The organism is Yoonia vestfoldensis (assembly GCF_002158905.1).
Taxonomy (GTDB): domain Bacteria; phylum Pseudomonadota; class Alphaproteobacteria; order Rhodobacterales; family Rhodobacteraceae; genus Yoonia; species Yoonia vestfoldensis_B.
Genome location: NZ_CP021431.1, coordinates 2,316,239 through 2,329,729 on the forward strand (window position 1 = coordinate 2,316,239; position 13,491 = coordinate 2,329,729).

A 13,491-nucleotide genomic window follows, 5' to 3' on the forward strand; every position below is an offset into this window, starting at 1 on the left:
CATCTTCCGAGCCCAAATATCCCCGCCGGAGGCCGCGTCTTTCGCCAGAAAGGCGCGCCCCCACAATATAGGCCAAGCATATGACCCAACTGCCCGCCAGCACCGCCAAGAAACTGGGCCTTGTGATCGACCTTGATACCTGCGTGGGCTGCCATGCCTGCGTGATTTCCTGCAAAGGCTGGAATACCGAAAACTACGGCGCGCCCTTGTCGGATCAGGACGCTTACGGCGCGGACCCGTCCGGGACCTTTCTGAACCGCGTCCATTCCTATGAAGTCCAGCCCGAGATGGGCAGCGCCCAGCTGATCCATTTCCCCAAATCCTGCCTACATTGCGACGACGCGCCCTGCGTGACGGTCTGCCCGACAGGGGCCAGCTATAAACGGGCCGAGGACGGGATCGTACTGGTCAATGAAAGCGCCTGCATCGGATGCAGCCTTTGCGCCTGGGCCTGCCCTTACGGCGCGCGCGAACTCGACGCCAAGGCCGGCGTGATGAAGAAATGCACGCTTTGCGTTGATCGGATCTACAACGAAAACCTGCCCGAGGAGGACCGCGAGCCCGCCTGCGTGCGTACCTGTCCCGCTGGCGCGCGGCATTTCGGCGATCTGGGCGATGAAACCTCGGATGTGTCGCAACTGGTCGCAGCGCGCGGCGGGTTCGACCTGATGCCCGAACAAGGCACAAAACCCGTCAACAAATACCTGCCGCCACGGCCCAAGGATGTGATGCCCGACTATGACGTGCTGGCGCCGTTTCTGGAACCGGTCGCCACCGATGGCAAAGGCTTTGCGCATTGGCTGGACAAGGCGCTGTCGGCCCTGCCCGGAGGGGCGAAATAATGCATCCCGCGACATCCGTTATCATCTTCACCACCTTCTCGGGCCTCGGCTTTGGGCTTTTGTTCTGGCTTGGCATCGGGGCGATCACGCCCAGCGGGCTGATGGCCTTCATCTGGTTTGCCATCGCCTATCTGGCGGCGGTGGGCGGGTTGCTTGCCTCGACCTTTCACCTTGGCCGGCCGGAACGTGCGATCAAGGCCTTCAGCCAATGGCAGACCAGCTGGCTGTCGCGCGAAGGCATTGCCGCTGTCGCAACCTTGCTGGTCATGGCCGTCTACGGCGCGGGGCTGGTGTTTTTCGACACGGTGCTGGCCCCCTTGGGCTGGATCGGCGCGCTGGGGGCGCTGGCGACGGTCTTCACGACCGCGATGATCTATGCGCAGCTGAAAACCGTGCCGCGCTGGCGGCATTGGAGCACGCCTGCGCTGTTTTTGACGCTATCCATCGGCGGCGGGGCCTTGCTGGCCGGTCAGGTGACAGAGACGCTGGCGCTGCTGGGCCTTGCCGCCGCTTTGCAGGTCTATGCATGGGTCACAGGCGATACGCGGCTGGCGCGGTCGGGCACGGATATGGCCAGCGCCACGGGGCTTGGCCATATCGGTGCCGTCCGCGCCTTTGAGCCACCCCATACCGGCACCAATTACCTGATGCGCGAATTCATCCATGTGGTGGGGCGCAAACATGCGCAGCGTCTGCGGGTCATTGCAGCACTACTGGCCTTTGTGCTGCCCGCCTTTTTTCTGCTGCTGCCATTCAGCCATCTCTGGGGCGCGCTGGCGCTGGTCAGCCATATCGCGGGGGTGCTGGTGCTGCGCTGGCTGTTCTTTGCGCAGGCTGAACATGTGGTCGGGTTCTATTACGGCAAGCGTTGAGGGGGCGCTGCCCCCGCCCCGGACAAGATCCGGGGCCCCCCGGGATATTTATGCTCGGAAGATGCGGTTAAAGGTCTTGCGCCGTGCGCACCGATAGGCCCGCATCGCGCAACAGGCCGGTGATATCATCGACATGGCGTTGGTCGCGGGCCTCGATCACGATTTCGAGTTCGGCTTTTTTCAGCGAGACGCTTTGCATCATCCGCTGGTGGATGACCTCGATCACATTGGCGCCCGCATCCCCGATGATCCGCGAGATCATGGCAAGCTGGCCAGGGCGGTCGTCGATTTCGAACACGAGCCGCGTGATCCGCCCGTCGCGCATCAGCCCGCGCAGGATCAGCGTCGACAAGAGCCGCGAATCGATATTGCCGCCGCAGATCACCAGCCCGAGTTTTTGCCCTTTGAACTGCGCCAGATTGGCCTTGATCACGGCAAGGCCCGCACCGGCGGCACCTTCGGCCACCAGTTTTTCGTGGCTCAGAAGATCAAAAACCGCGCTTTCGATCTCGCTTTCGCTGGCGCTGTCGATCCGGGCGACATGGTCGCGGATCACGGCGATATTGGCGGGGGCGGGTTGGCGCACGGCGATGCCTTCGGCCAATGTGGCCCCGGCGAAATGCGGCGCGAAACCTTCGATCTGGGCTTTGGCGGCGTCGAAAAGATGCGCCTGCGCGCCGATCACGCTGATGCCGGGATTGACCGATTTCGCCGCCACCGCCATGCCCGCGATCAACCCGCCGCCGCCCACGGGCACCACGATGCAATCAAGATCGGGCACCTGTTCGAGCATTTCCAATGCCACCGTGCCTTGGCCCGCCGCGACCACCGGATCGTCAAAGGGATGGATAAAGGTCAGCCCCTTTTGCGCCGCCAGATCCAGCGTGAATTGCACGCTGTCGTCAAAGCCCGCGCCATGGATCACCACCTCGGCCCCCAGATCGGCGGTGCGCTGCACCTTATTGAAGGGCGTGCCTTCGGGCATCACGATGGTGGATGGGATGCCCAGCCGCGTGGCGTGATAGGCCACGCCCTGCGCATGATTGCCCGCAGAACAGGCGATCACGCCCGCCTTGCGCGCGCCTGCATCCAGCGTCAGCAATTTGGCCAGCGCGCCGCGTGCCTTGAACGCATTGGTATGCTGGAGGTTTTCAAGCTTGAGATAGAGATCGATCCCGAGCATATGCGACAGCCGCGTCGCCCGGATCATCGGGGTGCGGATGGTGGCGGGGGCGATTGCCGCATAGGTCCGGGTGATCAGGGCGGCGGTCAGTTCCAACGATCTTCTCCTGCAGGCCGCAGACGTTGATCATCCGGTGCGGATGCGTGTCTCGGTTTGCGCATCAAACAGGTAAAGCCGCGATTTGTCGATGGTCACACCGACGCGCGCGCCCTCGACCGAGCGATCATCGCCGCGTTCCTCGATCACGATGCGCTCGCCCGTGTCGCAGGTCAGATAGACAAAGGACACGCCACCCAGGCTTTCGGTCAGATCGACGGTATGGGTGTCACCGTCCGGATCGACGGCCAGATGTTCGGCGCGCATCCCCACGGTTACGTCACCGCGATAGGATGCCGGGATCACGCCGGCGAAATCGGCTTTCATGCCCGGCACGGTGACATTGCCATCCTTGGCGGTGCCGCCCAGAAAATTCATCGCAGGCGAGCCGATAAACCCGGCCACGAATTTGTTGTCGGGGTCGCGATAAAGGTCCATCGGCGCGCCGACCTGTTCGATCCGGCCTGCGCGCAGCACGACGATCTTGTCGGCCAGGGTCATCGCCTCGACCTGATCATGGGTGACATAGATCATCGTCGCCCCGATTTCGCGGTGCAGCCGCGCGATTTCGACCCGCATTTCGACCCGCAATTCGGCGTCGAGGTTGGACAAAGGTTCGTCGAACAAGAAGACTTCGGGGCCGCGCACGATGGCGCGCCCGATGGACACGCGCTGGCGCTGACCGCCGGACAGGGCGGCGGGTTTGCGGTCAAGATAGGGTTCGAGTTTCAGGATCCGCGTCGCCTCGGCCACTTTGCGGGTGATTTCGGCCTTGGGGTGCCCGTTCATTTTCAGCCCGAACCCCATATTGTCGCGCACTGTCATATGCGGATAAAGCGCATAGGTCTGGAACACCATCGCCACCCCGCGCGCCGAAGGGTCCAGCCGGGTCACGTCGCGGGTGCCGATGGCCATGCTGCCTTCTGTGGTTTCCTCCAGCCCTGCGACCATGCGCAGCAAGGTGGATTTGCCACAGCCCGAGGGGCCAACGAAGACGCAGAATTCGCCATCCGCTATGGTCAGGTCGATGCCATGGATGACCTGCACATCGCCATAGCGCTTGACCACGTTCTTGAGCGTGACACCCGACATTGCCTATCTCCCCGTTTGTTCTTTTGCGTCGTAATCGGGAAAGCTCCAGCTTTGGGCATCCCTTGCGATTTTGCCGGCCGTGTCCTGCAGGATCGGCACATAGGATTCCAGACCCGCCAGATTGGTCCGGCTGGTCGTGCTGGTCACCGACAAGGCCCCCAGCACCCGCCCGGCATCCGACAGGATCGGCATGGCGACACAGATGATGCCGGGTTCATGTTCCTCGCGGTCGAAACCATAGCCGTTGGCCCGGATATCGGCCAGTTCCGCGCGCAACGTGGCAGGCGTGGTCAGCGTGGCGGCGGTAAAGCGATGAAAGCTTTGCTGTTCAATCACGGCCTCGATGATCGCAGGGTCGGAGAAGGCCAGCATCACCTTGCCGACACCCGTGCAATAGGCCGGGCCGACCTTGCCCGCCTGGCTGAACATCTGCACCGGATTATTGGCGTTGCGCTTGTCGATATACAGCACTTGGGCATGGTCAAGCTGGGCCAGATGCACCGTTTCGCCGACCGCCGCAGACAAGGCGTCGATATGAGGCCGCGCGATCGGGGCAAGCGTGGATTGTTCCCAAGCCGCATGGGCCAGCCGCACCAACCGGACGCCCGGCGAATAGGTCTGCCGGTCAGGATCATAGGCCAGCATCCGCTGGTTTGTCAGTGTTTGCAGAAAACGATACAGCGTCGGCTTGGGAAAGGGCGATGCCGCCAGCAATTCGCTGAACCGCACAGGCCGGCTATAGGCGGCCACCTGGTCCAGCACCTCCATCGCCTTGCCGACCGTGCCATCGCTTGTCATCTGCTGTCCCCCCGCTTGCGCCGCTGCGCTGGTGGCGCAGATCTGTCTTGACTGTTGACAAGGCTAGCGGCTTTGCGATTAAGTATCAATATGCAAAACCGAGTTTCATATAATGAAACCACGGTTGACCATGGAAGCACCTAGGGAGGATACAATGCATTCCATTCTGAAAACGTCGTTCGCGGCGTTCGTTGCAGCAGGCATCGCGGCATCCGCCATGCAGGCCAATGCACAATCGCTGTCGGGCGATCTGGTCATTTTCTCGGACATGTCCAACCCTGCGCCGCGCGCAGTGATGGAAGACATGGTCGCACGTTTCGGCGAAATGCACCCGGATCTGAACATCGAACTCACGGTGATCGACCGCGAAGCCTACAAGACCCAGATCCGCAACTTCTTGACCGCCAATGCGCCGGATGTGGCCAATTGGTATGCCGCCAACCGCATGCTGCCCTATGTCGAGGCCGGATTGTTCGAAGATATCTCTGACATCTGGGAAGGGGCGATGAGCGAAGAGCTGGCATCCACCAAAGCTGCGCTGACGGTGGGTGACGCGCAATATGGCGTGCCTTACACCTATTATCAGTGGGGCGTATATTACCGCAAAGACCTGTTCGACCAGTTCGGCCTGACCGAGCCTGCCACCTGGGAAGAAGAGCTGGCCAATTGCCAGACCCTGCTGGACAACGGGATCAAATGCTACACGATCGGCACCAAGTTCCTGTGGACCGCCGGCGGCTGGTTCGACTATCTGAACATGCGCACCAATGGCTATGACTTTCACGCGCGCCTGACCAATGGCGAAGAAAGCTGGACCAGCGACGAGGTCCGCGCCACCTTTGCCAATTGGCGCGAGCTGATCGACATGGGGGCCTTTGTCGACGACCACCAGAATTACAGCTGGCAAGAAGCCCTGCCCTTCATGGTCAATGGCGAGGCTGCCAGCTATCTGATGGGCAATTTCGCCGTGGCCCCGCTGCGCGAAGCAGGCCTGAGCGATGACCAGCTGGATTTCTACCAATTCGTCGAAATCACCCCTGGCATTCCAAAGGGTGAAGACGCGCCGACAGATACGTTCCACATCCCCTCGGGTGCCCAGAACAAGGAAGCCGCGCGTGAATTCCTGCGTTTCGTGGTGTCTGCCGAAAACCAGACGCTGATCAACAATGGCGCGAACCTGGGCCAGCTGCCCGTGAACGCGCTGTCCTCGGTTGATGATGACAAATTCCTGCAGCAAGGGTTCCAGATGCTGTCAAGCGGCGCCCCCGGTGGGATCGCGCAGTTCTTTGACCGTGACGCCCCTGCCGAAATGGCGGCGGCAGGCATGGAAGGGTTCCAGGAATTCATGGTCTTCCCTGACAACCTTGATGACATCCTGGAGCGGCTGGAAGCGACACGCCAGGACGTCTATTGATCCTCCCCACGGGGTGCGCGGTCTTGCGCGCCCCGTTCGTGCCGGTCGTGGCCTCATCCGCGTCCGGCATAAACCTTTGCCCAACAGACAGGGAAGCGCATGAGCATTTCCGCTGATAGCGACAGCCAGAGACAGCGCAGCTGGTACAAGCGCAACGAGATCGCGATCACGCCATGGCTGTTCCTGGCCCCCGGTGTGCTGTTCTTCGTGGTCTATGTCATCGCGCCGATCTGGCAAAGCTTTGGCATGTCGCTTTATGACTGGAACGGGCTGGGCGATATCGACACCAACGGCACCTATATCGGGCTGGAGAATTACAACAAATTATTCGGTCTGAACGGCGAACGCGCGGATCGCAATTTCCAGATTTCGCTGTGGAACAACCTGCGTTGGCTGGTGCTTTACCTGCTGGCGATCCCGCTGGGGCTGTTCATCGCGCTGTTTCTTAATCAGAATGTGCGCGGTATCCGGCTATACAAATCCCTGTTCTTTTTCCCTTTCGTCATCAGCCAGGTCGTCGTGGGCCTGGTGTTTTCCTGGTTCTACCTGCCCAATAACGGGCTGTTCACGGTGATGACCGGCTGGTTCGGGATTGAAATCCGGGGTGGCGTGCTGGGCAATCCCAATACCGCGACTTACGGGATCATCGCGGCGGGCCTCTGGCCGCAGACGGCCTATTGCATGATCCTCTATCTGACCGGCCTGAACGCGGTTGACCCCGAACAGGTCGAGGCCGCCCGTCTGGATGGCGCCAAGGGACGCAAGATGCTGTGGCATGTGATCCTGCCGCAGCTCAAGCCTGCGACCTTTATCGCCTTTGTCGTCACGATCATCGGTGCCCTGCGCAGTTTCGATCTGGTCTCGATCATGACAGGCGGCGGGCCGTTCGGGTCAACCCGGGTGCTGTCTTATTATGTGTTCGAGAAATCGCTTTCCGAACGCGGGCTGCAATATGGCTATGCCGCCGCCGTTGCGGTGGTGCTGTTCCTGATCATGCTGGTCTTCATCTCTTATTTTTTGTGGACGATGTACCAAGACGAAAAAGAGGCACGCGGATGACATTCATGCACACACCCGTCCCGGACTTGATCCGGGACCTGCTGGTCCGGGTCAGCGCGGGGTCCCGGGTCAAGCCCGGGACGGCGGAGCGCTGATATGTTTCCGACACCCGTGCAGAAATCATCCCCCGCCCTGCGCCTTGGCTATCAGGCCTTTCTGCCTGTCGCGCTGATCCTGTGGCTTTTGCCGCTGATCGCGGTGATGATCTTTTCGATCAAGCCCGATGTCGATTTCACCACCGGTAATTACTGGGGCTGGCCTTCGTCTTTCGAGGGTTTCACCAATTACGGGCGGGTGTTCTTCGAAAGCGCGATGCCGCGCTATCTGCTGAATTCCGTGCTGATCACGGTGCCTACGGTGATCGGCACTGTGGCTTTGGCCTGCATGACCGGCTTTGCGCTGGGGGTCTATAAGTTCAAGGGCAACCTTTTGATCTTCTTCATGTTCATCGCGGGCAATTTCGTGCCCTTCCAGATCCTGATGGTGCCGGTGCGCGATCTGACCGTGGATATGGGGCTATACAATACCAAGACCGGGCTGGTGCTGTTTCACATCGCCTTTCAGACCGGGTTTGCCACGCTGTTCATGCGCAATTTTATCCGCGCGCTGCCCTTTCCGCTGATCGAGGCCGCCCGCGTCGAAGGTGTCGCGGAATGGCGCATCTTTCTTTATGTCGTGCTGCCCTTGATGAAACCCGCAATCGCCGCGATGGCGGTGCTGATCTTCACCTTCATCTGGAACGATTATTTCTGGGCCGTCGTGCTGACCCAAGGCCCCGAAAGCCAGCCTGTCACCGCAGGCATCACCAGTTTCAACGCGCAATATCGCGCCGCCTATCACCTGATGAGCGCAGGTTCCATCGTGGCCGCCCTGCCGCCGGTCTTGATGTTTTTCCTGATGCAGAAACATTTCATCGCGGGCCTGACGCTCGGGGCTGTAAAGTAAGAAAACCATGACCCAGACTTACCGGATCGACGACGGACGCCAGACGCTTGTGCTGGCGGCCACAAATGCCCGCCTGCCACAGGTCGTCTATTGGGGCGCCAGCCTGCCCGCAGACGAAGACCTTGCCATGTTGCACATCGCCCATGCCATCGACGTGACCGGCGGGATGCTGGATGAAAACCCCGATCTGTCGCTCTGCCCCGAGGCCAGCCGCAGCTTTCCCGGCCAGCCCGGCCTGATCCTGCGCGATGGAGGCGGCGCGGCGCTGCTGGCGATGTTCCGCTTTGTGAAGGCAGAGCAAACCGATGCTGCCCTGCGCCTGACATACCGCGATGCCGACAAGGGGCTAGAGCTGACCTGCGCGTTCCGCTCGGACCCCGAAACCCATATCATCACCTGCCAGACCATGCTTGACGCGGATCAGCCGGTGCATCTGGACTGGCTTGCCGCCCCCGTTCTGCCCGGCCCGCACTACAGCGACGAGATGATCGACATCTCCGGCCGCTGGTGCGGTGAATTCCAGCTGGCCCGCACGCCCTGGTCCCCCGGCATCCGGTTGCGCGAAAGCCGCACAGGCCGCAGCGGGCATGAACATGTCCCCGGCCTGATCGTGCCCTGCCGTGGCGCAACGAACACCCAAGGCGAGGTCTATGCCTTTCACTATGGCTGGTCCGGCGGGCATCGCATGATCGCCGAGGAATTGCCCGATGGCCGCCGGCAAATCCAATGGGGCCACACGGCCGGGTCGGAAACCAGCGCGGCGACACATTTCAGCACCGCGCCTTTATATATCACCTATTCCGACAGCGGTCTGAACGGCTGCGCGATCGCCTTCCAGCGCCATTTGCGCGACCGGGTCGTGACCTGGCCCAAACCCGATGCCCCGCGCCCGGTGCATTACAATTGCTGGGAAGCGGTCTATTTCGACCATGACCTGCCGGTGCTCAAAGACATCGCCAGCCGCGCCGCAGCGCTGGGCGCGGAACGGTTTGTGCTGGATGACGGCTGGTTCGGCAGGCGCGATGATGACACCACCAGCCTTGCCGATTGGGTGGTGGATGCGCGCAAATACCCCGAGGGGCTGCACCCGCTGATCGCCCATATCCAGGGGCTGGGCATGGGCTTTGGCCTCTGGTTTGAACCCGAGATGATCAACGAGGACAGCGACATATATCGCGCCCATCCGGGTTGGGTGCTGGGCCGCGCCGAACAGATACGCGGGCGGCAACAATTGGTGCTGAACATGGCGCTGCCTGCCGTGCGCGATTATCTTTATGACCGGATCGCCGCGATCCTGACCGATCATCCGATTGAATACATCAAATGGGACCATAACCGCGTCCTGCCGATGCCCGATGCCGCCCAGACGCGGGGAACCTATGCCTTGCTGGACCGGCTGCGCGCGGATTTCCCCGGCGTCGAGATCGAAAGCTGCGCCTCGGGCGGCGGGCGGATCGACTTTGGCATCCTGCAACGCACGCAGCGGGTCTGGCTGTCCGACAGCAATGATGCGCTGGAGCGGCTGCGCATCCAGCATGATGCGGCGCTGTTCCTGCCGCTGGCCGTGACCGGCAGCCATGTTGGCCCGCGGCTTTGCCATACCTCGGGCCGCACGCTGGATATCTCTTTGCGCGCATGGGTCGCGGCCCAGCGCCATATGGGGTTCGAGATGGACCCGCGCGAATTGACCGACCACGAGGCCGCTGTGCTGACCAAGGTCACGGCATGGTGGAAACAGCACCGCCATTGGCTGCAAACGGCCGATATCCTGCGGCTGGACAGCGCCGATCCTGCGGTGATCGCTGAACAGCAACTGGCGCGCGACAAGCAGTGTTTCGTGGTTTTCGTTGGCAAGGCCGCGACCAGCAGGCAGATTGCACCGCGCCCCTTGCGGCTGACGGGCCTTGACCCGCAGGCGCGCTATCAGGTCACGCTGGTCAACCGCGACGAGGCGCCCGGCCTTTCACGCGGGGCGCCCTTGCTCAAATCCGGATCGCTGGTTGCGTCGGGCCGCTATCTGATGCAGCACGGCGTGACATTGCCCTGGTCCTTCCCCGAACGGATATGGGTGCTGCAAGGAGAAAGCCTATGACCGCCAGCTTTCATGATCTGATGGGTGCATCGGTGTTCATCACCGGGGGCGGCAGCGGCATCGGGGTCGCGCTGACCGAGGGGTTTCTGGCGCAGGGTGCCAAGGTCGCTTTTGTCGGGCGCTCCGATGCCAGCGCTTTTGCCGATGCGATGGCCGCCAAACACGGCAACCGGCCCTTGTTTATCCAATGCGACATCACCGACACCGATGCCTTGCAAGATGCCATCGCACAGGCCGCGCAGACCCATGGCCCGCTGAAAGCGCTGGTCAATAATGCCGCCAATGACGCCCGCCACGCGGCCGCAACCATCACCCCGGCCTATTGGGATGAAATGCAGGCGGTGAACCTCAAGGCCTATTTCTTTGCCTGCCAGAAAGCCGCCAGCCTGATGGCCCCGCAAGGCGCGATGATCAACTTTTCCTCGATCAGCTATATGTTCGGCGCGGCGGATATGGTCGCCTATACCACCGCCAATGCGGGGATCACCGGGCTGACACGTTCGCTGGCCCGCGAATGGGGGCCGCGCGGGATCAGGGTCAATGCCATCGCCCCCGGCTGGGTCTTTACCGAGAAACAGGAAACCATGTGGGCCACGCCAGACAGCAAGGCCGCCTTTCTGGAACGGCAATGTTTGCAGGATTTCATGCAGCCCGCCGATATGGTCGGGCCGGTGCTGTTTCTGGCCTCGGACGTCTCGGCGATGATGACGGGCCAGACCATGGTGGTTGATGCCGGCGTGGTGACGACAGGATGATGGCACCGGTTACCCCCGCTTGGATCGCCGTTGATTGGGGCACCTCGCATCTGCGCGCCTGGGCGATGTCGGCCAGCGGCACGGTGCTGGCACAGGCCGGGTCCGACAGGGGCATGGGCCAGCTGGACCGCGCAGGGTTTGAACCCGCATTGCTGGCGCTGGTCGGCGACTGGCTGACCGCGCCTACCCCGATCATTGCCTGTGGCATGGTCGGATCGCGCCAAGGCTGGGTCGAGGCCCCCTATACCGCCACGCCCTGCGCGCCGCTTGCCGCACCATTGGTGCGCGCCCCCAGCCAGGACATGCGCTTGCAGGTCCATGTCATCCCCGGCATCAAACAGCTGCAGCCCGCCGATGTCATGCGCGGCGAGGAAACCCAGATCGCGGGCTTTCTGGCGCAGAACAAGGGCTGGGACGGTGTGGTCTGCCTGCCGGGCACCCATACCAAATGGGTCCATGTCAGCGCGGGCGAAATCGTCAGTTTTCAGACCTTCATGACAGGCGAGCTGTTCGCCACCCTCGCCACCCAAACCGTGCTGCGCCATTCCGTGGCCGCCGAAGGCTGGGATGATGCGGCCTTTGACACGGCGCTGGCCGATGCATCGGCACGGCCTGAAAAGCTGGCAGGCCGGCTGTTTTCGCTGCGCGCCGAAGGGCTGTTATGCGATCTGTCGGGGGCCGCTGCGCGCGCGCGGCTGTCGGGCTTGCTGATCGGGGCGGAACTTGCCTCGGCCAAACCTTACTGGCTGGGCCAGCAGATCGCCGTGATCGGCGCGGGCGCGCTGGCACGGCTTTACGTCACGGCGCTGGCACAGCATGCTGCGCCTGCCACTCAGGTCAATGCCGAGGCCGCGACACTGTCCGGGCTGACCGCCGCTTACCGCCAGTTGAAAGGATAAAGATGCACCGCCCCCTGATCGCCATCCTGCGCGGCATCACCCCCGCAGAGGCCGAACCCGTCACCGCCGCCCTGATCGCCGCGGGCATCACCAAGATCGAGGTGCCGCTGAATTCCCCCGACCCGTTCGACAGTATCGGCCGCATGGCGCGCGCCTTTGGCGATAAGGCGCTGATCGGGGCGGGCACGGTATTATCCACCGACGATGTCGGCCGCGTGGCACAGGTCGGCGGCAAATTGATCGTGTCACCCAATTGCGACCCGCGCGTGATCGTGGCCACCAAGATGGCGGGGCTGCACAGCTGGCCGGGGGTGATGACACCGACCGAATGTTTCGCCGCATTAAAGGCCGGTGCCGATGGGCTGAAGATCTTTCCCGCCAGCCTGATCGGTCCCGACGGGATCAAGGCGATCCGCGCCGTGCTGCCCCAAGGCACGCAGATCTATGCTGTGGGCGGTGCGGATGATAGCACTTTTGCAACATGGATGGCCGCAAGTGCCAATGGATTTGGTATTGGAACTGCACTTTATCAACCTGGTCGGGATATCGCCGAAATTACCGCCCGCGCCCGCGATATCGTCGCCGCCTATGACGAGGCCGCAGCATGATCTTTGACGACACCCAATGCAGCCTTGGCGAAGGCCCGTTATGGCACCCTGTGCGCGGCACCTTGTTCTGGTTCGATATTCTGGGCAAGCGGCTGCATAGCAAGGCGCGGCATTGGCAGTTTGACGAACATGTCTCGGCGGCGGGCTGGGTCGATGCGGATAGATTGCTGATCGCCAGCCAGACCGCGCTGATCCACTTTGATCTGCGCGATGGCAGCCAGACCCCTTTGTGCCCGCTAGAGGCGGATAATGCCGTCACCCGGTCCAATGATGGCCGCGCCGATCCGCAGGGCGGGTTCTGGATCGGCACGATGGGGATCAATGCCGAACCGGGCGCAGGCGCAATCTATCGCTATTACAAAGGTGCGCTGCGCCAGCTTTTCGCGCCAATCACGATCAGCAATGCGATCTGTTTCGCCCCTGATGGCCGCACCGCCTATTTCACCGATACGCCGACGCAAAAGATCATGCGCGTGGCGCTGGATGCGCAGGGCTGGCCATGTGCCGACCCCGTGGTCCATATCGACCTGAGCGACACTGATTTCCGCCCCGATGGCGCGGTCGTCGATGCGCAGGGCAATCTGTGGAACGCGCAATGGGGCGCGGGGCGCGTGGCGGGCTATGCCCCCGATGGCCAGTTTATCGACAGCTTCGGCTTTGCCGCGGCGCAAACCTCTTGCCCCGCTTTCGGTGGCGATGATCTTTCAATCCTGTTCTGCACCACGGCCGCAACGGGCCGCGAGGGGCCGGATGAGGGCAAGACATATACCACCCCAACATCCTACAAAGGGCAGGCAGAACATCAGGTGATCCTGTAACCCTGCCCCCCCCTTTGG

At 62.1% G+C, this 13,491-nt stretch carries 13 protein-coding genes; 10 read left to right on the plus strand and 3 right to left on the minus strand.

The genetic code is table 11. The features are described from left to right. The first annotated feature begins 80 nt into the window (after window positions 1-80). On the plus strand, window positions 81-842 hold the full coding sequence (locus LOKVESSMR4R_RS11555) for a 4Fe-4S dicluster domain-containing protein (RefSeq protein WP_087208536.1): 762 nt from the start codon (window positions 81-83) through the stop codon (window positions 840-842). Continuing rightward, window positions 842-1,714, plus strand: a complete 873-nt coding sequence (locus LOKVESSMR4R_RS11560; RefSeq protein WP_087208538.1) for a dimethyl sulfoxide reductase anchor subunit family protein — start codon at window positions 842-844, stop codon at window positions 1,712-1,714. Before LOKVESSMR4R_RS11555 ends, LOKVESSMR4R_RS11560 begins: the two co-directional genes overlap by 1 nt. 67 nt (window positions 1,715-1,781) lie before the next feature. Here LOKVESSMR4R_RS11560 and LOKVESSMR4R_RS11565 read toward each other — a convergent pair whose 3' ends face one another. From LOKVESSMR4R_RS11565 to LOKVESSMR4R_RS11575, 3 genes are read right to left on the minus strand one after another with little or no spacing between them, the layout of a single operon-like run. Continuing rightward, the gene (locus tag LOKVESSMR4R_RS11565) at window positions 1,782-2,993 is read right to left on the minus strand and encodes a threonine ammonia-lyase (RefSeq protein WP_087208540.1); all 1,212 of its coding nucleotides are present in this window, start codon (window positions 2,991-2,993) and stop codon (window positions 1,782-1,784) included. A 30-nt stretch (window positions 2,994-3,023) separates the two neighbouring features. After that, window positions 3,024-4,085: an ABC transporter ATP-binding protein gene (locus tag LOKVESSMR4R_RS11570; RefSeq protein WP_087208542.1), complete on the minus strand. Its 1,062-nt coding sequence runs from the start codon at window positions 4,083-4,085 to the stop codon at window positions 3,024-3,026. Between the two features lie 3 nt (window positions 4,086-4,088). After that, a complete protein-coding gene (locus tag LOKVESSMR4R_RS11575; protein ID WP_087208544.1) occupies window positions 4,089-4,883 on the minus strand; it encodes an IclR family transcriptional regulator in 795 nt (264 codons plus the stop codon). Window positions 4,884-5,037: 154 nt separating this feature from the next. On the opposite strand from LOKVESSMR4R_RS11575, the gene LOKVESSMR4R_RS11580 reads away from it, so the two are divergent. From LOKVESSMR4R_RS11580 to LOKVESSMR4R_RS11615, 8 genes are all read left to right on the plus strand, one after another. Further along, entirely contained in the window at window positions 5,038-6,297 is a 1,260-nt protein-coding gene (locus LOKVESSMR4R_RS11580) for an ABC transporter substrate-binding protein (protein WP_087208546.1), read from the plus strand. Window positions 6,298-6,396: 99 nt separating this feature from the next. Beyond that, complete coding sequence (locus LOKVESSMR4R_RS11585; RefSeq protein WP_087208548.1) at window positions 6,397-7,356, plus strand: carbohydrate ABC transporter permease; 960 nt, start codon at window positions 6,397-6,399, stop codon at window positions 7,354-7,356. A 96-nt stretch (window positions 7,357-7,452) separates the two neighbouring features. Beyond that, a complete protein-coding gene (locus LOKVESSMR4R_RS11590) occupies window positions 7,453-8,301 on the plus strand; it encodes a carbohydrate ABC transporter permease (protein ID WP_087208550.1) in 849 nt (282 codons plus the stop codon). Between the two features lie 7 nt (window positions 8,302-8,308). Next, a complete protein-coding gene (locus LOKVESSMR4R_RS11595) occupies window positions 8,309-10,393 on the plus strand; it encodes an alpha-galactosidase (protein WP_087208552.1) in 2,085 nt (694 codons plus the stop codon). Continuing rightward, window positions 10,390-11,148 carry an SDR family NAD(P)-dependent oxidoreductase gene (locus LOKVESSMR4R_RS11600; RefSeq protein ID WP_087208554.1) on the plus strand — a complete coding sequence of 253 codons (759 nt, stop codon included), beginning with the start codon at window positions 10,390-10,392 and terminating at the stop codon, window positions 11,146-11,148. The genes LOKVESSMR4R_RS11595 and LOKVESSMR4R_RS11600 overlap by 4 nt, the downstream gene beginning before the upstream one ends. After that, window positions 11,145-12,047, plus strand: a complete 903-nt coding sequence (locus tag LOKVESSMR4R_RS11605) for a 2-dehydro-3-deoxygalactonokinase (RefSeq protein WP_087208556.1) — start codon at window positions 11,145-11,147, stop codon at window positions 12,045-12,047. Before LOKVESSMR4R_RS11600 ends, LOKVESSMR4R_RS11605 begins: the two co-directional genes overlap by 4 nt. Before the next feature lie 2 nt (window positions 12,048-12,049). Further along, window positions 12,050-12,655, plus strand: coding sequence for a 2-dehydro-3-deoxy-6-phosphogalactonate aldolase (locus LOKVESSMR4R_RS11610; protein WP_087208558.1), 606 nt, complete (start codon window positions 12,050-12,052; stop codon window positions 12,653-12,655). Beyond that, entirely contained in the window at window positions 12,652-13,473 is an 822-nt protein-coding gene (locus LOKVESSMR4R_RS11615) for an SMP-30/gluconolactonase/LRE family protein (RefSeq protein WP_087208560.1), read from the plus strand. The genes LOKVESSMR4R_RS11610 and LOKVESSMR4R_RS11615 overlap by 4 nt, the downstream gene beginning before the upstream one ends. Window positions 13,474-13,491 lie beyond the last annotated feature (18 nt).

Coding starts and splice junctions, on each gene's coding strand:
- LOKVESSMR4R_RS11555 (WP_087208536.1), top strand. CDS start 81: ATGACCCAACTGCCCGCCAGCACCGCCAAGAAACTGGGCCTTGTGATC.
- LOKVESSMR4R_RS11560 (WP_087208538.1), top strand. CDS start 842: ATGCATCCCGCGACATCCGTTATCATCTTCACCACCTTCTCGGGCCTC.
- LOKVESSMR4R_RS11570 (WP_087208542.1), bottom strand. CDS start 4,085: ATGTCGGGTGTCACGCTCAAGAACGTGGTCAAGCGCTATGGCGATGTG.
- LOKVESSMR4R_RS11575 (WP_087208544.1), bottom strand. CDS start 4,883: ATGACAAGCGATGGCACGGTCGGCAAGGCGATGGAGGTGCTGGACCAG.
- LOKVESSMR4R_RS11580 (WP_087208546.1), top strand. CDS start 5,038: ATGCATTCCATTCTGAAAACGTCGTTCGCGGCGTTCGTTGCAGCAGGC.
- LOKVESSMR4R_RS11585 (WP_087208548.1), top strand. CDS start 6,397: ATGAGCATTTCCGCTGATAGCGACAGCCAGAGACAGCGCAGCTGGTAC.
- LOKVESSMR4R_RS11590 (WP_087208550.1), top strand. CDS start 7,453: ATGTTTCCGACACCCGTGCAGAAATCATCCCCCGCCCTGCGCCTTGGC.
- LOKVESSMR4R_RS11595 (WP_087208552.1), top strand. CDS start 8,309: ATGACCCAGACTTACCGGATCGACGACGGACGCCAGACGCTTGTGCTG.
- LOKVESSMR4R_RS11600 (WP_087208554.1), top strand. CDS start 10,390: ATGACCGCCAGCTTTCATGATCTGATGGGTGCATCGGTGTTCATCACC.
- LOKVESSMR4R_RS11605 (WP_087208556.1), top strand. CDS start 11,145: ATGATGGCACCGGTTACCCCCGCTTGGATCGCCGTTGATTGGGGCACC.
- LOKVESSMR4R_RS11610 (WP_087208558.1), top strand. CDS start 12,050: ATGCACCGCCCCCTGATCGCCATCCTGCGCGGCATCACCCCCGCAGAG.
- LOKVESSMR4R_RS11615 (WP_087208560.1), top strand. CDS start 12,652: ATGATCTTTGACGACACCCAATGCAGCCTTGGCGAAGGCCCGTTATGG.